The sequence below is a fragment of the Streptomyces olivaceus genome (genome assembly GCF_000721235.1).
GTDB lineage: Bacteria > Actinomycetota > Actinomycetes > Streptomycetales > Streptomycetaceae > Streptomyces > Streptomyces olivaceus.
Genome location: NZ_JOFH01000018.1, coordinates 122,703 through 143,751 on the forward strand (window position 1 = coordinate 122,703; position 21,049 = coordinate 143,751).

Consider the following 21,049-nt stretch of genomic DNA (forward strand, 5'->3'; position numbering starts at 1 on the left):
CGTCCACTGTTCATGTTCGTGGAGAGTGTCCACTGTCGTGAACGTATCAACGTTCTCCTGAACCCTTGTCAGCTCCCAGTGTGAACCCTATTCTCACGGCGAGAAAGCGCTTTCCCGTCATGTCCTGCCGATCTGTATTGTCATGATCACGACATGGTTCCTGTTCCGGCATGTGAAGGCGAAGGGGACACCGAGGATGAGACGACCAGTCGCCCTGCGACTCCAAGCGGCGCTCGGCACGCTGGCCCTCGCGGCCGCGACCGGCGTGGTGCTGTCGATGCCCGAGGCGGCGGCAGCGGCCGGCGGCGCCACCGGCTACGCGACCCAGAACGGCGGTACGACCGGCGGCGCGGGCGGGCAGACGGTCCGGGCCACCACCGGTACCGCGATCCACCAGGCCCTGTGCGGCCGCGCCAGCAGCAGCACCCCGATCACCATCGAGGTCGAGGGCACCATCAACCACGGCAACACCAGCAAGGTGTCCGGCGACAGCTGCAACACCGCCGCCGACAAGATCGAACTCAAGCAGATCAGCAACGTCACGCTCGTCGGCGTGGGCAACGGCGCCGTCTTCGACCAGCTGGGCATCCACATCCGGGAAGCCAGCAACATCGTCATCCAGAACGTGACGGTCCGGAACGTCAAGAAGTCCGGCTCGCCCACCTCCAACGGCGGCGACGCGATCGGCATGGAGAGCGACGTCCGCAACGTCTGGGTCGACCACACCACCCTGGAGGCCTCGGGCGGCGAGTCGGAGGGCTACGACGGCCTCTTCGACATGAAGGCCAACACCCAGTACGTCACCCTGTCCTACAGCACCCTGCGCAACTCGGGCCGCGGCGGGCTGATCGGGTCCAGCGAGAGCGACGTGTCGAACGGCTACGTCACCTTCCACCACAACCTGTACGAGAACATCGACTCCCGCGCACCCCTGCTGCGCGGCGGCACGGCCCACATGTACAACAACCACTACAAGGGCCTCAGCAAGTCCGGGATCAACTCCCGGGCCGGCGCCAAGGCCAAGGTCGACAGCAACTACTTCGAGGACTCCAAGGACGTCCTCGGCACCTTCTACACCGACGCGGCCGGGTCCTGGCAGGTCAGCGGCAACATCTACGACAACGTGACCTGGTCGCAGCCCGGCGAGGACAACAACCCGGCCGGTCCGGACCCGCAGTCCAACACCTCGGTCTCCATCCCGTACTCCTACCCCCTGGACGACGCCTCCTGCGTGCCGGACGTCGTGAGCGCCACCGCGGGCGCCAACAAGGGGCTGAAGGTCTCGGACGGCAGCTGCACCCCGCAGAACCCGGACCCGACCGACCCCACCGACCCGACGGACCCGACGGACCCGGACCCGACCGACCCGCCGACCGGGACCAACCTCTCCATCGGCGCCGGCTCCGACGGCTCCTCCAAGGCCGGCGGCACCAGCTACGGCGACGTGCGCGACGGCGACCTGGGCACCTACTGGTCGCCGGCCGGGACGACCGGCTCCGTCTCCGTGAAATGGTCCTCCGCCACCACGGTCTCGAAGATCAACATCAGGGAGGCGGCGGGCTCCGCGGGCACCATCGGCTCCTACCTCGTCCTCAACCACGACTCCGGTGCCGTCCTGGCCTCCGGCAGCGGCGTCGGGGTGATCGGCTTCCAGGCGGTCTCGCTGAAGAAGATCACTTTCGAGATCACCGGCGCCTCGGGCACCCCGAGGATCGCCGAGTTCGAGACGTACGCCGGCTAGCTGGCCGCTTGGTCCCGTCCCCGACCGTGAGGGACGGGGGCGGGGTGTGCCGGGGTCGTCCGACGCCCGGCACACCCTGCCCTCTTGCGCGGGCGCGGGACAATGGACGGTGGCCCACTCCGACGGAGTGCCCCCGTGCAGGCGGGGGAGGGCCGTCGTACGTACGAGGAGGAGAAGACATGGCGGAGCCCACGCCGCGTCGGAACGAACCGCGGCTATGCCCCGCGCCCCTGCTCTTCGAGCCGGCGGAGGCGGCCGCCGACCCCGAGCACTTCTTCGACCTCGAGTCGATCGACGACCCCCGGGCGCTGCTGGAACGGTCCACCGAGCTGACGCACGCCTTCCGCGCGGCGGCGGACCGGGCGATGGAGTTCCAGGCGATCGCGGCGGCTCAGCTGGCCGACCCGCGGCGCTTCGACCGGCTCACGGCGGCGGACATCGCCGAACGGGCCGAGTGGACCGAGGACTACGCCAAGAAGATGGTGGAGTTCGGCCGGGACCTGCTGCGCGGCGAACCGGCCGACTGAGGGGTCGATCAGACCGGGCGCATATGCCAGAAGGGTGGGCAAGATACTCCTGTCCCGGCCCTCCTGTCCCGGTTTCCCGCAACCCAGCGGAGTGGTTCCCTCACGCCGGGTAGATCTATGCAACATGAGCAGTCCACGCAACGCCACGCCGCACGTCACGCCCCACGCCTCGGACGTCACCTCGGACGGCGCCGCCTGGCTGGCCTCGGCGGGGGCGTATCCGCGCAGCACGCTCGCGTTCTGGGAGGAGCGTCCCGAGGCCCCGGTCGTGCTGCCCTGCGGTTCCGCCTTCGACGTCGTGAGCGCACCCGCGATCTTCGGGCGCCGGATGCTGGACCGGATGTGGATGGAGGGGCCCGGGTCGGGGCCGGTGGCGGAGTTCCGCGGCCGGATGCTGCTCTTCACCGCGCCGGGCACCGCCCAGCGGCTGCCGTCGCTCCTCGAATGGGAGGAGTGGAGCGCCCGCGGCCGGAACAGCGGCCGTACGGGCGAGGTGCCGCCGCTGCTGTGCCACGGCGCCGGGGACGCGGTGACCGTACCGGCGCCGGCGGGCGTCCCGGTCCGCTCGGGTTCGCGCTGGCTGGTGGCCCCGGACACCCGCCAGCCGTGGCTGCCGGGCCCGGAAATCCTGCTCTGGGCGGCGGTCCGGGCGGCCCGCGCGGCGGTGCGGATTTCGATTTTTCCTCCCGCCGACCAGGGTGCTAAGGTCTACGACGTCACCAGGCGCCGCTAGCTCAGTTGGTTAGAGCAGCTGACTCTTAATCAGCGGGTCCGGGGTTCGAGTCCCTGGCGGCGCACGATGGCGATGGCGAGGCATGTTCGCGGAGAGCGCGAACCGGTCTCGCCATCGTTGTTTTTGCGCGGCTTCGCCGCGCGGTGCGGGGGCTTCGCCACCCGCGGCCCCCCGGGTGGCGGGCGCCGTCGCTTTCCGGTGTCGGGTGGCCGGGTCCGTGGCGGCGCGTGATGGCGATGGGGAGGCGTGTTCGCGGAGAGCGCGAACCGGTCTCGCCATCGTTGTTTTTGCGCGGCTTCGCCGCGCGGTGCGGGGGCTTCGCCACCCGCGGCCCCCCGGGTGTCGGGCGCCGTCGCTTTCTGGCGTCGGGTGCCCGAGTCCGTGGCGGCGCGTGATGGCGATGGGGAGGCGTGTTCGCGGAATGCGCGAACCGGTCTCGCCATCGTTGTTTTTGCGCGGCTTCGCCGCGCGGTGCGGGGGCTTCGCCACCCGCGGCCCCCGAGGTGGGGCGCCGTCGGTCCAGAAGTGGCCGGCTCGGCGCGGTGGACTTGAGGGCGTACCGGGGTACTGAGGACTGGCCCGGAGACGGGCCGGATCAGCCGGGGGTGATCTGGACGGTCCACGCGCCCGACTCCGTGCGGCCCTCGACCGTCACGCGTACGCCGTCGCCCGGCACCGTGAAGCTCTCGCCCAGGGCCACCGGGGCGTCGGCGAGCGGCGGGTAGACGGAGTCCGCCCAGCAGGCCTCGGTGTCCGGGTGGGCGTCGATCACCTCGATCGGCCCGCCCCCGGAATCCGCCCCGCCGTGCACCCGGTACACCAGCACCCCGGCCCGGCACGCGGAGGCGTCGTTGCCGACCGGTGTCCGTACCTCGAAGGCGAGCACGCTGTCGGCGCCCGTGCGCACCACGGCCAGTTTCGTCCCCCGCCCGAGGCCGAAGGCCGGCGCCCCGGCGGCGTCGGCCACCTCCACGCCCGGCCCCGCCGCCAGCGGCTCCAGCGTCAGCCGGGTCGGCCCGCTGCCCCGTACGCACGTCACCTGCCGGGGCTCCAGCCAGCCCAGCTTCCACTTGTGCCAGCCGAAGAGGTCGGGGGCGAGTCCGAACTGGCTGCCCATCAGGTCCCAGTCCCCGACGTGCGTGTCCCAGTCGCCCTCGCCGTCGAGGGGCCGGTGGTACAGGTCGGGCAGGTCGAAGACGTGGCCCGTCTCGTGGGCCAGGACCAGCCGGTCCGGCGGATGGTTCTCGAAGACGGTCACGACCCGCCGGATGTCGGTGCCGTCGGCCCGCATCGGGGTGTTCAGGTTGACGACCTTCGTGGCGTCGGAGTCGACGCCGGGCGCGTCCGGGTCCGCGACGAAGTAGACGACGTCGTACCGCGAGAAGTCGACGTGCCGGTCGGCCGCGCGGAGCGCGTCGCGCAGATAGGCGGCCCGGTGCTCGGGACTCCAGTCCCGCCTTATGGCGTACGACGTCGACGGGCTCGGCATCCGGATCCAGTCCCGCAGCGGATGCGGGCGCAGCGTGAACGCGCCGTAGGAGGCGCGCCGGAAGAAGCTCCCGGTGGCGGGGAAGTGGTCGGCGGCGAGTTCGGCCGGGGCCGTCAGCGGCTGGGAGTCGGGGAAGGACAGGAACACCATCACCGCGTCCAGGCTGCGGGCGGGCCGCGGATAGGTGGCGTTCCAGGTGTCCAGACCCTCGGAGTGGTGCGCGTCGGTGCGCTGCAGCGCGCACGGCTGGGGGGAGAACGGCTCGGCGACCGAGGGGGCGGTGACCAGGGAGGTCGCGGCGAGCGCCGACATCGTGGTGCACACCGCCGCGGTGCTGCGCAGCCGGGACCGGGTGGCCCTCCCCTCCGCCCCGCGGCCCGCGCCGAGTGCCTCGAGGGCCTCCCGGGGGAGTCGCCTCAGGGGAAGCTGGCGCGGCACATCGACCTCCGGGGCGGTTGGCGGGACACCGCACCCAGCTTGTGCATGATTGTCGTACTGCGCCCTGTTCGCCTGCATCGGATGGGTGAGTCGCCCGAAATTCCGCGGGAGTTCTCTTGTCCGACCGCCCGGAGGCACTCACCCGCTGTCACAACTGGTCGGAGGCGTGAAGAACCCGGCCAGGTGTGGGCGGAAACGGTCTGGCGGTGGGGTTGGTCGGTCCCCCACACGGAAAGGCGGCTGGAAGGCCCCGGTGTCAGCCTCTATGATCGGCACACTTTCCTGCACGAACAGAGCACGAACAGAGATCGAGGCACTGCGGGAGCGAGCGGTGAGCGGAACCTCCGAAGGGCCGGCGCCCGCGGCAGACCTCGGCCGGTCGGCCATCACAGAGAGTGACGGAAGCCTGCCTCCTCGTGCGACGGACCCGCCGGGCACGTCGTACCCGGGTACGGGCGCGACCCGCACCGGTACCGGTGCGGCCCACACGGGTGCGGACAGGAGCGCGGGCGCCGCGGGTGCGGGCGTCGCGGCCTACCGCTCGGCGTTCGCCACCGCCCCCCTCGCCATGGCCGTCGTCGACGCCGAGGGCCTGGTCGTCAGCGCCAACGGCAGCCTCGGCACCCTGCTCGGCGCGGGCCCCGACACGCTGGCCGGCTGTGCGGCGGCCGACCTCGTGGACCTCGCCTCCGACGCCGGTACCTGGCACGCCTACCGCGAGGTGCTGCGCGGCCGGCAGCCCCGGCTGCGCTGCACCCGCCGGCTCAAGCGGGCCGACGGGCACTCCCTCTGGGCGCAGGTGACGGTCGAACCGCTGGACGACTCCGGGGACGGCGGCGGCCTGCTGCTCTCGGTCACCGACGTCAGCGCCCGGCGCGAGCTCCAGGCCCGGCTGCGCCACCTGCAGATGCACGACCCGGTGACCCGGCTGCCCAACCGCGCCCTGTTCTTCGAACGCCTGACGGGCGCCCTGGAGGCGGAGTCGTACGAGCACGGCGGCACCGGCCGGATCGGCCTGTGCTACCTGGACCTGGACGGCTTCAAGGCCGTCAACGACACCCACGGCCACCGCGTCGGCGACCGGCTCCTCGCCGCCGTCGCCGAACGGCTGACACGGTGCGCGGAGGAGGCCGCCGGCCCCCGGTCCGGCGTCCCGCTGGTGGCCCGGCTCGGCGGCGACGAGTTCGCCCTCCTCGTGGAGGACTCCACGGGCACCGACCAGCTCGCCGACCTGGCGCAGGCGGTCCTGACCGCGCTCCAGCCGCCCTTCGAGCTCCTCGACCGCCGCCTGTCGGTCACCGCCTCGGTCGGCGTCGTCGAGCGCCACACCGCCGACACCACGCCCACCGCCCTGATGCAGGCCGCCGACACCACCCTGTACTGGGCCAAGGCCGACGGCCGCGCCCGCTGGACGCTCTTCGACCCCGAGCGCAACGCCACCCGCATGACCCGCCAGGCCCTCGCGGCCACGCTGCGGCCCGCCATCGAGCGGGGCGAGTTCGCGCTGGAGTACCAGCCGCTGGTCGGCATGGAGGACGGCCGGGTGCGGGGCGTCGAGGCGCTCATCCGCTGGAATCATCCTCAGTTCGGCCTACTGGCGCCGAATCGGTTCATCGCACTGGCGGAGGAGGACGGCTCGATCGTTCCACTCGGCCGCTGGATCCTGCGCACGGCCTGCACGCAGGCCCGCCGCTGGCAGCAGGCCCACCCGGACGAGCCGCCGATCTTCGTCAGCGTCAACGTCGCCGTCCGCCAGGTCTGGGACTCCGACCTGGTGGCGGACGTGGCCCGCACCCTGGAGGAGACCGGCCTCGCCCCGCACCTGCTCCAGCTGGAGCTGACCGAGTCGGCGGTCATGGGCTCGGCGGGCCGCCCGCTGGAAGTCCTCAGGGCGCTCAGCGACATGGGCGTCCACATCGCCATCGACGACTTCGGCACCGGCTACTCGAACCTGGCCTACCTCAGCCGGCTGCCGGTCTCGGTCCTGAAACTCGACGGCGCGTTCGTCAGGGGCTTCCAGTACGACGCGGTCACCCCGGGGGCGGACGACGTGAAGGGGGCGTCGTCCCTGGCCAACCCGGCCGACGAGGTCATCGTCGAGGCGATGGTGCAGCTCGCCCACCGCCTCGGGCTGAGCGTCACCGCCGAGTGCGTGGAGACCCCCGACCAGGCGACCCGGTTGCGCCGCATCGGCTGCGACACCGGCCAGGGCTGGCTGTACTCCCGGCCGGTGGCGCCGGACCGCATCTCCGCGCTGCTCGGCCCCGCCGGTCCGGGCGGGGCCGGGATTCAGGCCGTCGGCAAGCCGTAGGCGTCGGCGATCAGCTCGTAGGAGCGCAGGCGCACGTCGCCGCCGTGGGCGTTGGCGGTGATCATCAGCTCGTCGGCGCCGGTGTGCTTCTGCAGGTCGTCGAGGCCGGTCCGCACCTCGTCGGCGGTGCCGTGGATGACGTTGGCGTTCCAGGACTGGACGAACTCCTCCTCCATCGGGCTGAAGTCGTACGCCTCGGCCTCCTCGGGCGCCGGTACGAGCCCGGGGCGCCCGGTGCGCAGCCGCACCATGTTCAGCGCGGCGGCGAGCACCTGCCGGCGGGCCTCCTTCTCGTCGTCGGTCGCGAGCGCGGAGACGCCGATGAGGGCGTACGGCGCGTCGAGGACGGCGGAGGGCCGGAAGGAGTCCCGGTACAGCTCCAGCGCCGGCACCGTGTTCTGCGCGGAGAAGTGGTGCGCGAAGGCGAAGGGCAGCCCGAGCGTGCCGGCGAGGCGCGCGCTGAACCCGGAGGACCCGAGCAGCCACACCGGCGGCCGGTGCGTGGACTGGACGCCGCCGGGCGAGGTGCCCTGCACGGGACCCGGCACGGCGTGGATACGGCTGTACGGGTGCCCGTCCGGGAAGTCGTCGTCCAGGAACCGGATCAGCTCGGCGAGCTGCTGGGGGAAGTCGTCGGCGCCCTCGTTCAGGCGGTCGGTGCGGCGCAGCGCGGCGGCGGTGGCCCCGTCGGTGCCGGGGGCGCGGCCCAGCCCCAGGTCGACCCGCCCCGGCGCCAGGGCCTCCAGCGTCCCGAACTGCTCCGCGATCACGAGCGGCGCGTGGTTCGGCAGCATGACGCCGCCGGACCCGAGCCGGACGCGCTCGGTGTGGGCCGCCAGGTGGGCCAGGATCACCGCGGGCGAGGAAGAGGCGACGCCGGGCATGGAGTGGTGCTCGGCGACCCAGTACCGGTGGAACCCGCGCGCCTCGGCGAGCCGGGCGATGTCCACGCCGGTCCGCAGTGCCTCGGTGGCGGTCCGGCCGGCCCCGACGGTCACCAGGTCCAGCACGGAGAGGGGTACGGGAGCGGTGCCGTGGGCGGTGCCCCGGATCTCCTCTGCGGCGTCTGCGGCCATGGTGGGGTGCCTCCTGATGATCGACTGATCGACCTGTACGGGTCATAGACGTACACGGGTCGCTGCGCGAGCTAACAGGAGGGGGCCTCCGGTTATTCCCGTGCGGGACGCGGGCGCGACCGCGTCAGGGCCGCGCCAGCCGCGCCGACCACGGATGCCCGGGCCGCGTGCGCTCCAGCCACCCGCGGAGGGCGTCGCGCCGGTCGCGGCCCAGCAGCGGCAGGACCCCGTCGAAGTCGGCCTGGTCCTTGGGCCGGGTCCCCTCGGCCTTGAACAGCAGTACCAGCTCCGGCGCCAGATAGGGGATGCCGTCCGCGGTCCGTTCGACGACCGCGTCGTACGGCAGCCGCAGGCCCGCGTCCCGCCGGAAGATCCACGTCCCGCCCTCGTGCGGCTCGCGGAAGACGTCGAACAGGAACTGTCCGCTCGCCGGATCCCGGAACCAGGTCTGGTGCGTGGCCCCGAGCGCCTCGGCATCCGCGTCCGCCCAGACCCGCCCCGAGCCCACCGCGTCGCACGCGTACTCGGGGAAGCGGTCCCGGATCTCCGCGAACGCCGCCGCGGGCACCGAGATCTCCAGGTCACCGTGCGCCCGCGACCGCCCGCCGCGGAACAGGTCCAGCGCCCACCCCGCCACGACGCACCAGGGCGCCCCGACCCCGGCCAGCCGCTCCGCCACCTGCTCCGGCGACCAGGCGTCGGCCCACCGGGCAACCAGTTCCGCCGAGCCGGGTACGGCGCCGCCGGGCGGCAGGGAATCGGTCATCGAGCGGCCCGTCACAAGGCCTGAAGGGCTCTGAGGAGGGCGGCGAACGCGGGGGCGGGGAAGGTGAGGACGGCGCGGCTGGGGATCTTGGAGTCGCGGACGGCTATGTGGGGGCGGTCGAGGGCGGCCTCCACGCAGGCGTTGCCGTCGCCGCTGCCGGAGTAGGAGGACTTCCGCCACTGAATGGGGGTGGACATGGTTTCCCTCACAGCTCCTTGGCCAGCTCGTGGATGAGGTCGCGAGACGCCTCCGGAGAGAGCGACTGGTCCCTCACCCTACGAAAGGGCCTTCGGAAGTGGGTCAGTTGAGCCGCGGAATCGAGGAAGACCGTGCCGTGCGGGGCGTCGCTGGTCCGGGCCTGTGCCGACACGTGGGGGTGGCAGCCGCTGGTGAGGGAAGGGAACCGCGGGAAGTACATCTGGTGCGAGCTGGGCGCCGCCGCCCCGGACCCCGCGAGCCGGACGGCCTGAGGGGCCGGTCAGCGCAGTACGCGGTGGCGGAGGTGGACGACGTTCGAGCCGAAGGTGCGGGTCTCGACGAGTTCCAGGTCGACCCGGCGCTCGTGCCGGGGAAAGAACGGGACGCCGCCGCCGACCAGTACCGGGAGGACCATGGCGCGGTACTCGTCGATCAGGTCCGACGCGGCGGCCTCCGCGGCGAGCGTCGCGCCGCCGATCGCGATCTCGCCCCCGCCGGGCTCCGCCCGCAACCGCTCGATCTCCGCTGCCAGGCCGCCCGAGGCGAGACGGGCGTTGCCCTCGACCGCCGACAGGGTCGTGGAGAACACCACCTTCGGGAGCGCCTTCCACAGCGCGGTCCACTCACGACCCGGCTCGTCCAGCGACGGGTCCTGGTCCGCCGTCTCCCAGTACAGCATCGTCTCGTACAGCCGCCGTCCCATCAGGTGGACGTCCGTCTGCCGCAGCTCGTCGGTGAAGTGGCGGAAGACCTCCTCGTCCGGCTCCGACCAGTCGAACGTGCCGTCCGGCCCGACGATGTAGCCGTCGAGGGAGACGTTCATGGAGTAGATCACCTTGCGCATCACAGGACCTCCCGGTGTCGGTTCGACCGTACGGCCGCCGGACGGCCGGCGCAGCGCCCGCGTCGATGTCAGTGGGTCCGTCTACGGTGACGGCGAGATCGGTTCCAGCACTCCGCGACTCCGCGAAGAGGAAGAGAGCCCGCCATGACGACCCTCCCCGACCGGCCCCGTACCGCACTGCTCGTCATCGACGTACAGAACGGCGTGCTCGCGGGCGCCCACGACCGCGACGGCGTGATCGCGAACATCGACACCCTCGTCGGGAAGGCCCGGGCGGCGGACGTGCCCGTGGTCTGGGTGCAGCACGCGGACGACGAACTCGTACCCGAGACCGAGGCCTGGCAGTACGTGCCCGAGCTGGTCCGCCGGGATGACGAACCGCTCGTGCACAAGAGCTACGGCGACTCCTTCGAGGACACCGCGCTGGAAGACGTGCTCGCCGAGCGCGGGGTGGGCCGGGTGGTCGTGACCGGCGCGCAGACCGACATGTGCGTCCGCTCGACCCTGCACGGTGCCTTCGTGCGCGGGTACGACGTGACGCTCGTCGGCGACGCGCACACGACGGAGGACCTGACGCAGTTCGGCGCACCGGCGCCGGCGCAGGTCGTCGCGCACACCAACCTCTACTGGCGATGGCAGGGTGCGCCCGGGCGCCGCGCGGAGACGGTCACCACGGAGGCGGTGAACTTCGCCCCCTAGTACTGCAACGGTCCCCCCGGTGGCTGGTGGCCAGGTTGGTCGGCGGTGTGGTTGTGGGCGGGTGAACTTGGAGCGGTAATGGTTGGAGCTGGGGGGAGGGGGCCGGCCACGCGGGCCTGACTCCGGTGCGGGGTGTCACATCGGGCGATGCTGCTCGGTCCTCGCTGTGTGACCACAGTGGTCACCGGGCGCGCCGGCCGGGCGCGCCCGGCCGGGAGAAGGGACCGTCAGGATGAGGACCGTTATCGTGTGCGCCTCCGTGGCGCACGGCAATACGCGCCGTGTCGCCGATGCCATGGCCGAGGAGCTGGGCGCGCGGGTCGTGGCCCCCGGGGAGGCCGACCGGGAGGATCTTGCCGCCGCCGATCTGGTGGGATTCGGCTCGGGCGTCTTCTACGGCAGGCTCCACCGCGGCCTGACCGGCTTCGCCGAGGCCCTGCCCGCGGGCCAGGGCCGGGGCAGCCGGGCGTTCGTGTTCGCGACGAGCGGCCTGCCGGAGTTCGGGGCGGTGCACTTCACCCGTCCCCTGGTGCGGCTCCTGGACGGCAGGGGGTACTCGGTGGCTGGGAGCTTCTCGTGCCGGGCCTTCGACACCTGGGGGCCGTTCCGGCTGGTGGGCGGGATCCACAAGAACCGCCCGGACGGAGCCGACCTGTCGGCAGCGCGTGCCTACGCCGGGCGGCTGCGGGCGCAAGCGCCGTCGCAGTACTAGCAGTACTAGCAGTACTAGTCGACCGGTGAGACCCGGATCAGGTTGCCGTCCGGGTCCGCGACGACGAAGGTGCGGCCGAAGACCTCGTCGTGCGGTTCCTCGACCACGGTGACGCCCTTGGCAGTCCACGCCTCGTAGCGCTCGTCGACGGCCGCCGAGGGGCCCGGGACCATCAGACCGACCTCCGAGGTGCGTGGTGTGTCCGGGGCGAGCCGGTCCGCCCGGCCGCTCCAGAGAGCGAAGAGCACGCCGGGGGCGACTTCGAAGGGGACGTAGCGCGGGGTGGTCACGACCGGTTCGATGTCGAACAGGTCGGAGTAGAAGGCGGTGGCGCGCTCGACGTCGGTGACGTAGACGAGGAAGAGGTTGGGTGCGGACATGGGGGCATCGGTCCTTCCGAGGGACGGGTGGGCCGGTTGGTTCCGGCTCGAGTGCCAGCCTTGCGTGAGAACCTGACATCGGTTGTCCGGTTCTGGTGAGGAAGCTGTCGTATGAGTCGGCCGCAGCGGTTGATCGAGCTACTCGCGGCTCTGCAGGCGCGTCGGCGGACCACTGGGGAGGAACTGGCCCGGGAGTTGGGAGTGTCGACGCGGACGGTGCTGCGCGATGTGCGGGCACTTGTCGACGCGGGCATTCCCGTCTTCACCGAGCGCGGTAAGTACGGCGGCATCAGCCTGCTCCCCGGTGACCAGGCCGACCTGTCGAAGCTGACGACCGGCGAGGCGGATCTGCTGCGCGCGGTCGGGCTCGACCTCGACCGCGCCCGGCAGCTCGGCGGCGAGGCCGCCGCCCGGTCGGCGTTGCGCAAGCTCACGCCGCGCAGGCGGCCGTCGCCCGTCCGGGACGATGCGCGGCTGGCACTGGCCGACGTGGTCGCGATCGACAACCGGCCCTGGTTCGAGGACGACGCGCCCCTGCCCGACGTCGCGGCTCTGGTCCGGGACCTGCGGACGGGGAGGCGGCTGCGGATCGGCTATCGGCGCAGTGGTGCCGCGGGCGGGCAGGAGGCCGTGGTCGATCCGTACGGGCTGGTGCAGCGGGGCGGGCGGTGGTACCTCGTGGCCGACCGCGACGGGCGGCCCCGCATGTTCGCGCTCGCCCGGCTGCAGCACTGGTCCGTGCTCGACGCAGACCGGCGGCTGCGGCCCGGCGCCGACCTCGCCGGTACGGCACGGGAGCTGGGCGAGGAACTGGAGGGCGCCGAGCGAGTCGTGGTCACGGCGCGTCTTGACGCGGGCAGTCTCGACCTCGCCCGGCGGATCCTGGGCGCCCGGCTCAGGACGGCGGGCGGCCGGGAGGACGACGGGCGTGTCGAAATCACCGTGTCGTACGGCCAACTCGACGGGGTACGGCAGTTGCTGCAGTTCGGCGATCACATCGAGGTCGTCGGACCGGAGGCGGCCCGCCGGCTGGTCCGGCGGCTGGCGGCCGGGATCGCCCGTACGCACTCGGCCCGTGGCGACGGAGCCGCCGAGTGACGGGTCATGCGATCGAGTGAGTGCGGAGCAGGCCGTGGCCTTGTTGGGCTGTTCCATGCGTGCGTTCCTACCGGGTCGCGGGAGGCACGGCGGGGGCCGTCGCCCCCGACGGCGTTTCGGAGCCGGGGGCGGCGCCTGGGCGCGCCCGGCGGCTCGGCGCCTCAGGCGGCGACCTGGGCCGCGAGCCGGGCGGCGGCGCTGCGGGGTTCGCGGCCGAGGAGTTCGGCCAGCAGGGGGCCGGTCTGCGCGAAGTAGCCGGCGCGGCCGGCCTGGTGCCAGGAGAGGAGGAGCCGGGCCGTCGGCTCCGGGACGCCGCTCGCGACCTGGTCGGCGACCCACTGCTCGTCGTCCACGACGACCCGCCTGACGGTACGGCCGGTGAGGTCGGAGGCGATCTTGGCGAGGTCGTCGAAGGTGACGGCGTCCGGCGCGGCGAGGGTGACGGGGCCGTCGATGGCTCGGTCACCGGTGAGGAGGGCGGCGGTGGCCTCCGCGATGTCGTCGCGATCGGTGTACGGTACGGGGCCGTCCTCGGGCTGGACGATCTCACCCGTCGGCCGCCAGTGGCCGAGCACCTGGTCGAGGGGGCCGTAGGCGCCGTTGCGCAGTGCGGTCCAGGCGGTCCCGGACGCGGCGAGGATCGCTTCGGTGGCGATGTGGAACTCCGACGGCAGGTACGGGTTGCCCGGGACGGCGCCCTGCTGGCTGGTGTACACGATCCGCCGGGCGCCGGCCCCGACGGCGGCCTCTACGGCGTTGCGGTGCAGGCCGACCATGTCGGCAGCCGGGTCGTTGCCGGACACCACCAGCACCTGCTCGGCGTCGGCGAACGACTCGCGCAGCGCGGCCGGCTCCTCGTAGGAGCCCTGCCGTACCCGGACACCACGGTCGGCGAGATGGCGCGCCTTCGCGGGGTCGCGGACGCTGACGGCGATCCGGTCGGCGGGCACGCGGGTGAGGAGGTGCTCGACGGTGGCACCGCCGAGCCCGCCGGTGGCGCCGGTGACGACGATCATGGCATGGCCTTTCCGTAAGTTGACCACATGGGTCAGTTTCGCTCTCGACTGTGACCGTAGGTAAAGTGACCCTGCTAGTCAAGTTAAAGGGCGACAGCGTGAGAGGGAGCTGGATGATGGCCGGTACAGCCGGAGCGGCGTCCGCGGAGCCTCGGCTGCGCGCCGACGCCAAACGCAATGCCGAGCAGATCCGCAGGGCTGCGATCGGCGCCTTCCAGGGCCGCGGCCTGTCCGTGCCGCTGGAGGAGGTCGCCAGGGCGGCGGGGGTGAGCAAGGCCACGATCTTCAACCGGTTCGGCGGCCGGATCGGACTCATCGAGGCCGTCATCTCCGAGGTCGTCGCCACGGAGATCCACGCCATCATCGACCGCACCCGCGCCGTCGACGACGTATGGGAACGGCTGGCGTACTACGTCACCGCGATCCGCGACCTGCAGTACCGTCAGCCGGCCACCGTCGACACCATGCTGCAGACCTACCCCGACGCGCAGACCCTCATGGAGATCTGCCGGGTCGGGGGCGAGGCCAACGAGGAACTCGTCGCAGCGGGCCGGGCCTCCGGCGCGCTGCGGCCGGAGTTCACGGCCGAGGACCTCCACGCGCTGCTCCACGACAGCGCGCTCGTCCTCAAACACGGGACCCGCCCGCGGCGGGAGGAGTACGACCGCCGCACCGCCTACCTGCTCGACGGCATGCGGGCGCAGGAGACTCCCTGACGGCCCGCCGTGGCTGCCCGGGTGGACGCCGGGGGTCGGTCAGGGCTGCCAGGTGACGCGGTGCTATGTCAGGGGTGCCAGGCCACCCGGTGCTCCGCGAGATGTGCCAGTACCGCGTGGTTGGCCTCCCAGCCGTCCGGGCTGTGCTCATTGGCCGCCTGCGGCGGCGTGCCGGACTCCGTCCGGCGGGTGGGGGCGTGGCAGTCGGGGCCCTCCGGGCGGGCGGCGGTGGGGTCGGTCAGGGGTGCCAGGCCACCCGGTGCTCCGCGAGGTGCGCCAGTACCGCGTGGTTGGCCTCCCAGCCGTCCGGGCTGTGCTCATTGGCCGCCTGCGGCGGCGTGCCGGACTCCGTCCCCCAGCTGGACCGGTTCCGTGGACGGGTAGTCGTCCAGGAGGGCGTCCACCCCCTCGCGGCAGACCACGATGCACGCGTGGCGGTGCCGGGAGGCGAGGACGCACAGGCGGCCGGTCTCCAGGTGGAAGGCGGTGGCGTCGGGGCGGCCGGAGAGCGGGTGGAGGACGACCGTGACGTCGTACTCCCGGCCCTGGAGCCGGTTCGCCGTGTCCACCGTCACGTCGCTCACGCCGAGGTCGGCCAGCGCCGCGCGGACCGCCGCCGCCTGGTCGCGGTGGGCCGTGCCGACGGCGATGCGGGCGGCGGTCAGGGGAGTGGGGGACGGCGAGCGTTCGGAGGTGGTCGTGCCCTCGCGGTCCAGGAGGCGCCGGACCACCGCCGCCACCGCCCCCACCGCCTCCGGGTCGGTGCGCGGGGTGTGCCGGGCGGGCAGCTCCAGCAGGCCCCAGCCCGAGGCAGCGGCCTCGTCGAGCACCTGGTCGGGGCCCGAGCCGTCCGACGGCGCCGCGAAGGCCAGGGCCCGGTCGCCGTGGTCCGTGCCGCTGCGGAACGGCGTGTACGGATAGAACGCGTCCGAGACCAGGCGCGCCGCCGACGCCGGGAGACGCCAGGAGACCGGGAGGCGGTGCTGGGGGAGGTCGGGGTTGTGGGCGAGGAGGGTCGTCACGGCGGAGGACGACGGGTCGTAGGCCAGGCCCGCCCACTGCTCGCCGCCCACCGTCGCGAACGGGTCCAGCTGGCCCGGGTCGCCCACGAACAGCGCGCGCTCGAAGAGCCCGGCGACCGCGAGGAGCGAGTCCGAGCGCATCTGGTACGCCTCGTCGACGATCGCGTGCCGCCACGGCTCGTCCACCCTCACGTGCGCCCACTTCGCCGCCGTGGACAGCACCACCGTCTGCGCGGCGAGATCGCCGGCCTTCGCCGACTTGCGTACGTTCGCCAGCGCGTCGAGCGCCTTGTCGTACGGGTCCGTGTCGCTGCTGTGCAGGCGGCCCACCGGGAGGTCCGGGTTCTTCTCGGCCAGGCGCAGGACCAGGTCGTCCACCTGGGCGTTGGTCTGCGCGACCACCATCAGGGGCCGGCCTGCCTCCGCCAGCTCCAGTGCCGCCCGCACCACGAGCGTGGACTTCCCGGCGCCGGGCGGGGAGTCCACGACGACGCCGCGCTCCGTGCCGTGCAGCGTGTCGTGGAGGATCGCAGCGGTGGCGCGGGCCGCCTCGGCACCCGGGTCGAAGGTCGCCGGCGCCGGGGCAGCGGGTGCGTCGGTCGCGGCGACGGTCTCGGCGGTCACAGGACGTCCTCCTCGGTCTGCGCGTCGGCGGCCTCCGCCGCGGCGGCCGTCTCACCGGGCGGGCCGCCGTGCGTCCACGGCGTCTGCTCCGGGTCGGGCAGCTTCGCGCCGCCCCGCTGCTCGTGCTCGAAGAGGGTGAAGCAGAGCAGATCGCCCTTCTCCGGCACCGACCCGGGCTCCGGCTCCTTGCCGCGGCCCATCTTGTCCGTGATCCGCAGGAGCACTGTTCCGTCGTCGGGGTCGCCGTCCGGGGACGAGAGCGCCGGGCCGACGTACTCGGCCGTCTGCGGTTTGCCGTTCAGCGCGCGGTAGACCTTCGCGCGCTCGGCCAGGTGCGGGCGGTCGTCCGTGCGGACGGTGACCAGCGGGCGGGGGCTGGGGCGCCTGCTCTCGCTGTACGCCATCACCACGTCGACCACCTCACCGGCGAACGCCTCCCCGGACAGCCGCCGCCCGGCCATCACCAGCGGATCGTCCAGCGCCTCCTGCGCCTCCAGGCGGGCCTGCTCGCGCTCGCGCGTCGCCAGCTTGTTCGCCGCCGTCACCGCGTCGTCGCGGCGCGGCTGCGGGGGCTCGCCCGCCAGGATGCGGTCGCGGTGCGAGGTGAACGACCAGCGGTCGCGGGTCCAGCGCTCGTCGACATGCGCCCCGGCGGGCAGTGCGCGCAGCAGGTCCAGGCCCCGCCACACCGCGTCCCAGGTGGGGCGCGTGCGGCTCTCGACCAGGGCGCGGATCTCCCGCTCGGCGGCGGTGAGCGCGCCGAGCCGGTCGTCGGCCTCCAGGCCGTCCTCGGCGGCGGCCAGCGCGGTGCGGGCCCGGTCGTAGCGCTCGATGGCGGGAGCGAGCAGCTTGTTGTCGAAGGCCGGGTCGGTCGCCGGGCCCGCGGGCGGGCAGAGCAGCTGGCCGGCGGCGTCGCGGGCCAGCTCCGCGCGGCGCGCGGCCTGCGCGCCGGTCGGCGCCCCGCCGCCCGGACCGTCGTCCCGGTACCCCTCGTCCCCATGCCCGCCGTCCGGGGCGATCCACGCCAGCAGGGCGCCCAGGTGCTGGTCCTCCAGCGTGGACTGCCCGCTCGCCCAGTGGCGGCCCAGCAGGTCGGTCATGGCCAGGAGGAGGGACGAGCCGGGGACCCGGGCCCGCTCGCCGTAATGGGTCAGCCAGCGGCCGAGCAGCGGCACCCGCGGGGGCGCGGGATGCGGCGTCTCCGGGTCCTGTTCCGCCGTACGCCGAAAGCGCATGGAGCGGCCCAGCAGCCGGACGAAGTCGATGCCGGCACGGCTCGGCACGACCAGCTGCGCGGCGTCCGCGCACAGGTCGACCTCGACCTTGACCCGCTTGCCCGTCTCCGGGTCGGTCTCGCTGCGCTCGGCGGCCTCGACGCTGTCGGCGTACGCCTCGACGTGCGGCAGCACGATGCCGGCCAGCTCGGCCAGGAACGCGAAGCGCAGATCGCGGTCGCGGGGCTGCGGCACGGCCAGCAGGTGCGGCGCGTCGCGGTCGGTGCCCACCAGCGCGCCGAGCGGCGCACCGGCCTCACCGGCGGTGATCAGCGGCACGAAGACCAGCGGGCGGTCGGACAGGTGCCGGTGCCGGACGGTGGCGGCGGGCTGGGCATGTCCCGAGCGGACGGCCTCCAGGCGGGCGAGCGTGGTGATCAGCGACATCCGGGCCGCACCTCGCTGACTCCGGTGGCACCGGTACGGGCCCCTTCGGCGGCACCGGTACGGGCCCCTTCGGCGGTTCCGGCGAGGGTGGTCCCGGCGCCCGTCGTGGCCATGGCCTCCGTGCGCAGGCGGGCCGCCCTGCGGAGCGCGGCCACCGCCGGGTCGTCCGGGTCGCCGTACTCCCCACGGGCCGCGGCCAGTACGTCCTCGACCGTCGACAGCCCGCCCAGCTCCGCCCGGACCGGGCGGCCCAGGCTGGTCACGGCCCCGTCCGCCAGGGACCGGGCGCGGCAGTGGAAGGCCAGCTCGCAGGCGGACAGGCACTCCGGCGCGTACGTCGCCGGGACCGCCTCGACCGCCGCCGTCAGCTCCTCAGCCGGCAGTCCCGGCGAGAAGCAGACGCCCTCCGGGAGCGCGTCGGCGATGTCCTCGACGCGGGTCAGCCGGGCCAGCTGGCGGTCGGTGACCGCGCGCTGCTTGCGCACGTCGACGGCGGACGCGGTCGGCAGGTTGGAGAAGTCCTTCGGGCAGACGAGCAGAACCCGGTGGCGCACGCGCGGGGCGGGGTCAAGGCGGGCGGCCACCCGCTCCAGGGCCAGCACGTAGACCGCGGCCTGCCGCGCGGCGGCACCGACCTTCGCCGCGTCGGCGGAACCGTCCAGCATCGGGAAGGACTTGATCTCGACGACCGTCCAGCTGCCGTCCGGATGCACCACCACGGCGTCCGGTTCCAGGAAGGCGGGGGAACCGGCGACGTCCAGGGCGAGCATCGGATGGTCGAGCAGCGTCCAGGTGCCGGGGGCGCCGGCGGCCTCGCGCAGGGCCAGCGCCGTCCGGGCCGTGCGGCCCTCGGGGCCGGTCGCGGACAGGTCGGGCACCCGGGCGTCGGCGGGCGGCTCGGCACCCCGGTCCAGCTTCTCGTGCACCAGCCGCAGCAGCTCGGCACCGCCGTCCGCCTTGACCCGTGCCTCGAAGGCGTTGCCCCGTACGAGGGCGAACTGCGACTGCCCGAAGGCCGACGGCGAGCCCAGCGCGGACGCGAGCGCCGCCTTGTCCACCCCGGCGCCGTCGAGGATCGCGCGGCGGCGGCAGCCGGGGTTGGCGGCGAGGGCGGCCAGGGCGCGGGCGTCCAGCGCCTTGGCCGGTACGTCGGGACCGCGCAGCTCAGCGAGCCGGTGCCGGAGTCTCGTCCCCCGCGTCCGAGGGGGCGGGGTCCGGCTCGTCTCCTGGACCGAACCGCTGCTCTCGCTGCCGTGGGAATCGCTCACCCGTGGAAGTCTGGCATCTGCCACTGACAATCGGGGAACCCGCGCCGCCCGGGGCGGACGTGGCAGCGGTGGCGACGGTGGCCGGGGCGGCACCGGCGGCCGGTGCGAAACGGGCCACGAGCCGCGCCCGGGCCCGGTCCGCGACCCGCATCACGTACGGCGTCAGCAGCAGCCCGGCGCCCATCACGGCGGCTCCGGCGACCGCGTCGAGGAAGTAGTGGTTGGCCGTGCCCATCACCACGATCGTGGTGACCAGCGGGTAGACGACGGCGGCCACCTTCGTCGTGCGCGTGCCGCCGTACCGCCACAGCATCACCCCGCACCACAGTGCCCAGCCCACGTGCAGGCTCGGCATCGCCGCGTACTGGTTGGTCATCCCGCCCATGCCGCGCGGCGCGCTCGCCTCGCCGCCCCACCAGCCATACGAGCTGTACTGGGCCATCGTGTCGACGAAGCCGTGACCGGCGTCCAGCAGCCGGGGCGGGCAGGTCGGCAGGAGCGTGAAGCCGATGAGGCCGATGAACGTGGACGTCATCAGCCAGGTCCGGGCGGCCCGGTAGTGCACCGCGCGGGAGCGGAAGATCCAGATCAGGAGAGCCGGGGTGACCAGGTAGTGCAGCGACGCGTACCAGAAGTCCGCCGGCACGCCGATCCAGGGCTCGCTGGTGAACAGGCGGTTGAGCGGGTGCTCGGCGTTGAGGAAGAGGGCCTTCTCGATGTCCAGGATGGCCAGGCCGTGGTCGACCGCGTCGGAGACGTCGCCCCGCACCAGCAGCCGCCCGGCGGAGTAGCAGGCGTACACGAGGAGGATGAGCGGCAGCTCGGTCCACCAGCGCAGCCGAGTCTTCGGGGCCGCCTCGGTGCCCGGTGTCTCGGTGTGCGGCAATCCGATCGCCCTCCCCCTTCTCGTTGCTCGTTGACTCGCGCGCCTGTACGGACACGGGCGAGCCACTCTACGGCCTCCCCGCCTCCGCTCCGCGAAGCGCCCTCGGACCGGATAGACGCCGGCCGCGCCCCCCGGGTTGCCCGCACGGACGGTACGGAATGATGGAGGCGTCCCCTCAGACATATCTCCCGGAAAGGCCTCTTCATGGCACCGCGCATCCTGCTGGCCCGGCACGGACAGACGGAGTGGTCGCTGTCCGGCAGACACACCGGCAGGACCGACGTACCGCTCCTGGAGGAGGGCCGGCGCGGCGCCAAGCTGCTCGGCGAGCGGCTGCACCGCGCGCCGCTGGACGGCCTCGACGGCGTCGAGGTGCGGACCAGCCCGCTGGTGCGGGCCGCCGAGACCTGCGAGCTGGCGGGCTTCGGCGAGCGCGCCCGCGCGTGGGACACGCTGATGGAGTGGGACTACGGGGCGTACGAGGGCATGACGCCGGACCAGATCCAGGCCGTCCGGCCCGGGTGGCTGATCTGGCGGGACGGTGTGCCGGAGGGGGAGGGCGTGGCGGACGTCACCGCGCGCGCGGACGAGGTGGTCGCGTGGGCGCGGGAGGCGGAGCGGGACGTGCTCGTCTTCGCCCACGGGCACATTCTGCGGGCGATCGGGGCGCGGTGGCTGGGGCTGCCGGTGTCGTTCGGGGCGCGGATCCGGCTGAACCCGACGTCGCTGTCCGTGCTGGGGTGGGCGTACGGGGAGCCGGCGGTGGAGAGCTGGAACGATGTGGGGCATCTGGTGGGGTGACGGGGCGGTGCCCTGGCGGGGGCGGGTTTCGGGGTGCCCCGGG

At 73.4% G+C, this 21,049-nt stretch carries 20 protein-coding genes, 1 tRNA gene and 2 pseudogenes; 11 read left to right on the forward strand and 12 right to left on the reverse strand.

The window, feature by feature from the left end; genetic code table 11:
• The first annotated feature begins 196 nt into the window (after window positions 1-196).
• The 4 genes from IG94_RS0121095 to IG94_RS0121110 all read left to right on the forward strand — a co-directional run bounded on the left by IG94_RS0121095 (window position 197) and on the right by IG94_RS0121110 (window position 3,065).
• Window positions 197-1,741, forward strand: a complete 1,545-nt coding sequence (locus tag IG94_RS0121095; protein ID WP_031039109.1) for a pectate lyase family protein — start codon at window positions 197-199, stop codon at window positions 1,739-1,741.
• A 179-nt stretch (window positions 1,742-1,920) separates the two neighbouring features.
• Window positions 1,921-2,268 (forward strand): hypothetical protein, encoded by a 348-nt coding sequence (locus tag IG94_RS0121100; protein WP_031039113.1) that lies wholly within the window; start codon window positions 1,921-1,923, stop codon window positions 2,266-2,268.
• Window positions 2,269-2,392: 124 nt separating this feature from the next.
• On the forward strand, window positions 2,393-3,001 hold the full coding sequence (locus IG94_RS39965) for a bifunctional DNA primase/polymerase (RefSeq protein ID WP_031039116.1): 609 nt from the start codon (window positions 2,393-2,395) through the stop codon (window positions 2,999-3,001).
• Window positions 2,992-3,065: transfer RNA gene (locus tag IG94_RS0121110), tRNA-Lys, on the forward strand. The genes IG94_RS39965 and IG94_RS0121110 overlap by 10 nt, the downstream gene beginning before the upstream one ends.
• A gap of 531 nt (window positions 3,066-3,596) precedes the next feature.
• On the opposite strand, the gene IG94_RS0121115 is transcribed toward IG94_RS0121110, so the two are convergent.
• Window positions 3,597-4,928 carry a M6 family metalloprotease domain-containing protein gene (locus IG94_RS0121115; RefSeq protein WP_031039118.1) on the reverse strand — a complete coding sequence of 444 codons (1,332 nt, stop codon included), beginning with the start codon at window positions 4,926-4,928 and terminating at the stop codon, window positions 3,597-3,599.
• A 331-nt stretch (window positions 4,929-5,259) separates the two neighbouring features.
• Here IG94_RS0121115 and IG94_RS0121120 point away from each other — a divergent pair, with 331 nt between their 5' ends.
• Window positions 5,260-7,239, forward strand: coding sequence for a putative bifunctional diguanylate cyclase/phosphodiesterase (locus tag IG94_RS0121120; protein WP_031039120.1), 1,980 nt, complete (start codon window positions 5,260-5,262; stop codon window positions 7,237-7,239).
• Here the strand turns inward: IG94_RS0121120 and IG94_RS0121125 are convergent.
• From IG94_RS0121125 to IG94_RS43600, 4 genes are all read right to left on the reverse strand, one after another.
• Window positions 7,218-8,315 (reverse strand): LLM class flavin-dependent oxidoreductase, encoded by a 1,098-nt coding sequence (locus IG94_RS0121125; protein WP_031039122.1) that lies wholly within the window; start codon window positions 8,313-8,315, stop codon window positions 7,218-7,220. The genes IG94_RS0121120 and IG94_RS0121125 overlap by 22 nt on opposite strands.
• Before the next feature lie 124 nt (window positions 8,316-8,439).
• Window positions 8,440-9,081 (reverse strand): nucleotidyltransferase domain-containing protein, encoded by a 642-nt coding sequence (locus tag IG94_RS0121130; RefSeq protein WP_031039124.1) that lies wholly within the window; start codon window positions 9,079-9,081, stop codon window positions 8,440-8,442.
• Between the two features lie 11 nt (window positions 9,082-9,092).
• Entirely contained in the window at window positions 9,093-9,278 is a 186-nt protein-coding gene (locus IG94_RS0121135) for a DUF397 domain-containing protein (protein WP_031039127.1), read from the reverse strand.
• Between the two features lie 8 nt (window positions 9,279-9,286).
• Window positions 9,287-9,451, reverse strand: a complete 165-nt coding sequence (locus IG94_RS43600) for a Scr1 family TA system antitoxin-like transcriptional regulator (RefSeq protein ID WP_372459465.1) — start codon at window positions 9,449-9,451, stop codon at window positions 9,287-9,289.
• On the opposite strand from IG94_RS43600, the pseudogene IG94_RS43605 reads away from it, so the two are divergent.
• Window positions 9,420-9,551, forward strand: a pseudogene (locus IG94_RS43605) (ATP-binding protein); the annotation flags it as partial. The gene IG94_RS43600 and the pseudogene IG94_RS43605 overlap by 32 nt on opposite strands.
• A gap of 8 nt (window positions 9,552-9,559) precedes the next feature.
• On the opposite strand, the gene IG94_RS0121145 reads toward IG94_RS43605, so the two are convergent.
• The gene (locus IG94_RS0121145; RefSeq protein ID WP_031039132.1) at window positions 9,560-10,123 is read right to left on the reverse strand and encodes a dihydrofolate reductase family protein; all 564 of its coding nucleotides are present in this window, start codon (window positions 10,121-10,123) and stop codon (window positions 9,560-9,562) included.
• Window positions 10,124-10,267: 144 nt separating this feature from the next.
• Between IG94_RS0121145 and IG94_RS0121150 the strand changes: the two genes are divergently transcribed.
• Both IG94_RS0121150 and IG94_RS0121155 read left to right on the forward strand, forming a co-directional pair.
• A complete protein-coding gene (locus tag IG94_RS0121150) occupies window positions 10,268-10,822 on the forward strand; it encodes a cysteine hydrolase family protein (protein ID WP_031039134.1) in 555 nt (184 codons plus the stop codon).
• Window positions 10,823-11,054: 232 nt separating this feature from the next.
• Window positions 11,055-11,534, forward strand: coding sequence for a flavodoxin family protein (locus IG94_RS0121155; RefSeq protein WP_031039136.1), 480 nt, complete (start codon window positions 11,055-11,057; stop codon window positions 11,532-11,534).
• Between the two features lie 14 nt (window positions 11,535-11,548).
• Here the strand turns inward: IG94_RS0121155 and IG94_RS0121160 are convergent, their stop codons facing one another.
• Entirely contained in the window at window positions 11,549-11,914 is a 366-nt protein-coding gene (locus IG94_RS0121160; RefSeq protein WP_031039138.1) for a VOC family protein, read from the reverse strand.
• Between the two features lie 111 nt (window positions 11,915-12,025).
• Between IG94_RS0121160 and IG94_RS0121165 the strand changes: the two genes are divergently transcribed.
• On the forward strand, window positions 12,026-13,012 hold the full coding sequence (locus IG94_RS0121165; protein WP_031039141.1) for a helix-turn-helix transcriptional regulator: 987 nt from the start codon (window positions 12,026-12,028) through the stop codon (window positions 13,010-13,012).
• A 161-nt stretch (window positions 13,013-13,173) separates the two neighbouring features.
• Here the strand turns inward: IG94_RS0121165 and IG94_RS0121170 are convergent, their stop codons facing one another.
• The gene (locus IG94_RS0121170; RefSeq protein WP_031039143.1) at window positions 13,174-14,028 is read right to left on the reverse strand and encodes an NAD(P)H-binding protein; all 855 of its coding nucleotides are present in this window, start codon (window positions 14,026-14,028) and stop codon (window positions 13,174-13,176) included.
• Between the two features lie 116 nt (window positions 14,029-14,144).
• On the opposite strand from IG94_RS0121170, the gene IG94_RS0121175 reads away from it, so the two are divergent.
• Entirely contained in the window at window positions 14,145-14,744 is a 600-nt protein-coding gene (locus tag IG94_RS0121175; protein WP_031039145.1) for a TetR/AcrR family transcriptional regulator, read from the forward strand.
• A 238-nt stretch (window positions 14,745-14,982) separates the two neighbouring features.
• Here the strand turns inward: IG94_RS0121175 and IG94_RS38765 are convergent.
• The 4 genes and pseudogenes from IG94_RS38765 to IG94_RS0121195 all read right to left on the reverse strand — a co-directional run bounded on the left by IG94_RS38765 (window position 14,983) and on the right by IG94_RS0121195 (window position 20,205).
• Window positions 14,983-16,390, reverse strand: a pseudogene (locus IG94_RS38765) (AAA domain-containing protein).
• Window positions 16,387-18,051 (reverse strand): hypothetical protein, encoded by a 1,665-nt coding sequence (locus tag IG94_RS0121185; protein WP_031039147.1) that lies wholly within the window; start codon window positions 18,049-18,051, stop codon window positions 16,387-16,389. Before IG94_RS0121185 ends, IG94_RS38765 begins: the two are co-directional and overlap by 4 nt.
• Window positions 18,042-19,319: a hypothetical protein gene (locus IG94_RS0121190; protein ID WP_052410785.1), complete on the reverse strand. Its 1,278-nt coding sequence runs from the start codon at window positions 19,317-19,319 to the stop codon at window positions 18,042-18,044. Before IG94_RS0121190 ends, IG94_RS0121185 begins: the two co-directional genes overlap by 10 nt.
• The gene (locus IG94_RS0121195; protein ID WP_031039151.1) at window positions 19,216-20,205 is read right to left on the reverse strand and encodes a phosphatase PAP2 family protein; all 990 of its coding nucleotides are present in this window, start codon (window positions 20,203-20,205) and stop codon (window positions 19,216-19,218) included. The genes IG94_RS0121190 and IG94_RS0121195 overlap by 104 nt, the downstream gene beginning before the upstream one ends.
• Window positions 20,206-20,409: 204 nt before the next feature.
• On the opposite strand from IG94_RS0121195, the gene IG94_RS0121200 reads away from it, so the two are divergent.
• The gene (locus IG94_RS0121200) at window positions 20,410-21,006 is read left to right on the forward strand and encodes a histidine phosphatase family protein (protein ID WP_031039154.1); all 597 of its coding nucleotides are present in this window, start codon (window positions 20,410-20,412) and stop codon (window positions 21,004-21,006) included.
• Window positions 21,007-21,049 lie beyond the last annotated feature (43 nt).

What these genes read in the sequence shown, in the direction of transcription:
- IG94_RS0121165 (WP_031039141.1), top strand. Translation starts at nt 12,026, where the DNA reads ATGAGTCGGCCGCAGCGGTTGATCGAGCTACTCGCGGCTCTGCAGGCG.
- IG94_RS0121135 (WP_031039127.1), bottom strand. Translation starts at nt 9,278, where the DNA reads ATGTCCACCCCCATTCAGTGGCGGAAGTCCTCCTACTCCGGCAGCGGC.
- IG94_RS0121170 (WP_031039143.1), bottom strand. Translation starts at nt 14,028, where the DNA reads ATGATCGTCGTCACCGGCGCCACCGGCGGGCTCGGCGGTGCCACCGTC.
- IG94_RS0121150 (WP_031039134.1), top strand. Translation starts at nt 10,268, where the DNA reads ATGACGACCCTCCCCGACCGGCCCCGTACCGCACTGCTCGTCATCGAC.
- IG94_RS0121160 (WP_031039138.1), bottom strand. Translation starts at nt 11,914, where the DNA reads ATGTCCGCACCCAACCTCTTCCTCGTCTACGTCACCGACGTCGAGCGC.
- IG94_RS0121095 (WP_031039109.1), top strand. Translation starts at nt 197, where the DNA reads ATGAGACGACCAGTCGCCCTGCGACTCCAAGCGGCGCTCGGCACGCTG.
- IG94_RS0121145 (WP_031039132.1), bottom strand. Translation starts at nt 10,123, where the DNA reads ATGCGCAAGGTGATCTACTCCATGAACGTCTCCCTCGACGGCTACATC.
- IG94_RS0121175 (WP_031039145.1), top strand. Translation starts at nt 14,145, where the DNA reads ATGGCCGGTACAGCCGGAGCGGCGTCCGCGGAGCCTCGGCTGCGCGCC.
- IG94_RS0121155 (WP_031039136.1), top strand. Translation starts at nt 11,055, where the DNA reads ATGAGGACCGTTATCGTGTGCGCCTCCGTGGCGCACGGCAATACGCGC.
- IG94_RS39965 (WP_031039116.1), top strand. Translation starts at nt 2,393, where the DNA reads ATGAGCAGTCCACGCAACGCCACGCCGCACGTCACGCCCCACGCCTCG.
- IG94_RS0121100 (WP_031039113.1), top strand. Translation starts at nt 1,921, where the DNA reads ATGGCGGAGCCCACGCCGCGTCGGAACGAACCGCGGCTATGCCCCGCG.
- IG94_RS0121185 (WP_031039147.1), bottom strand. Translation starts at nt 18,051, where the DNA reads ATGTCGCTGATCACCACGCTCGCCCGCCTGGAGGCCGTCCGCTCGGGA.
- IG94_RS0121125 (WP_031039122.1), bottom strand. Translation starts at nt 8,315, where the DNA reads ATGGCCGCAGACGCCGCAGAGGAGATCCGGGGCACCGCCCACGGCACC.
- IG94_RS0121200 (WP_031039154.1), top strand. Translation starts at nt 20,410, where the DNA reads ATGGCACCGCGCATCCTGCTGGCCCGGCACGGACAGACGGAGTGGTCG.
- IG94_RS0121130 (WP_031039124.1), bottom strand. Translation starts at nt 9,081, where the DNA reads ATGACCGATTCCCTGCCGCCCGGCGGCGCCGTACCCGGCTCGGCGGAA.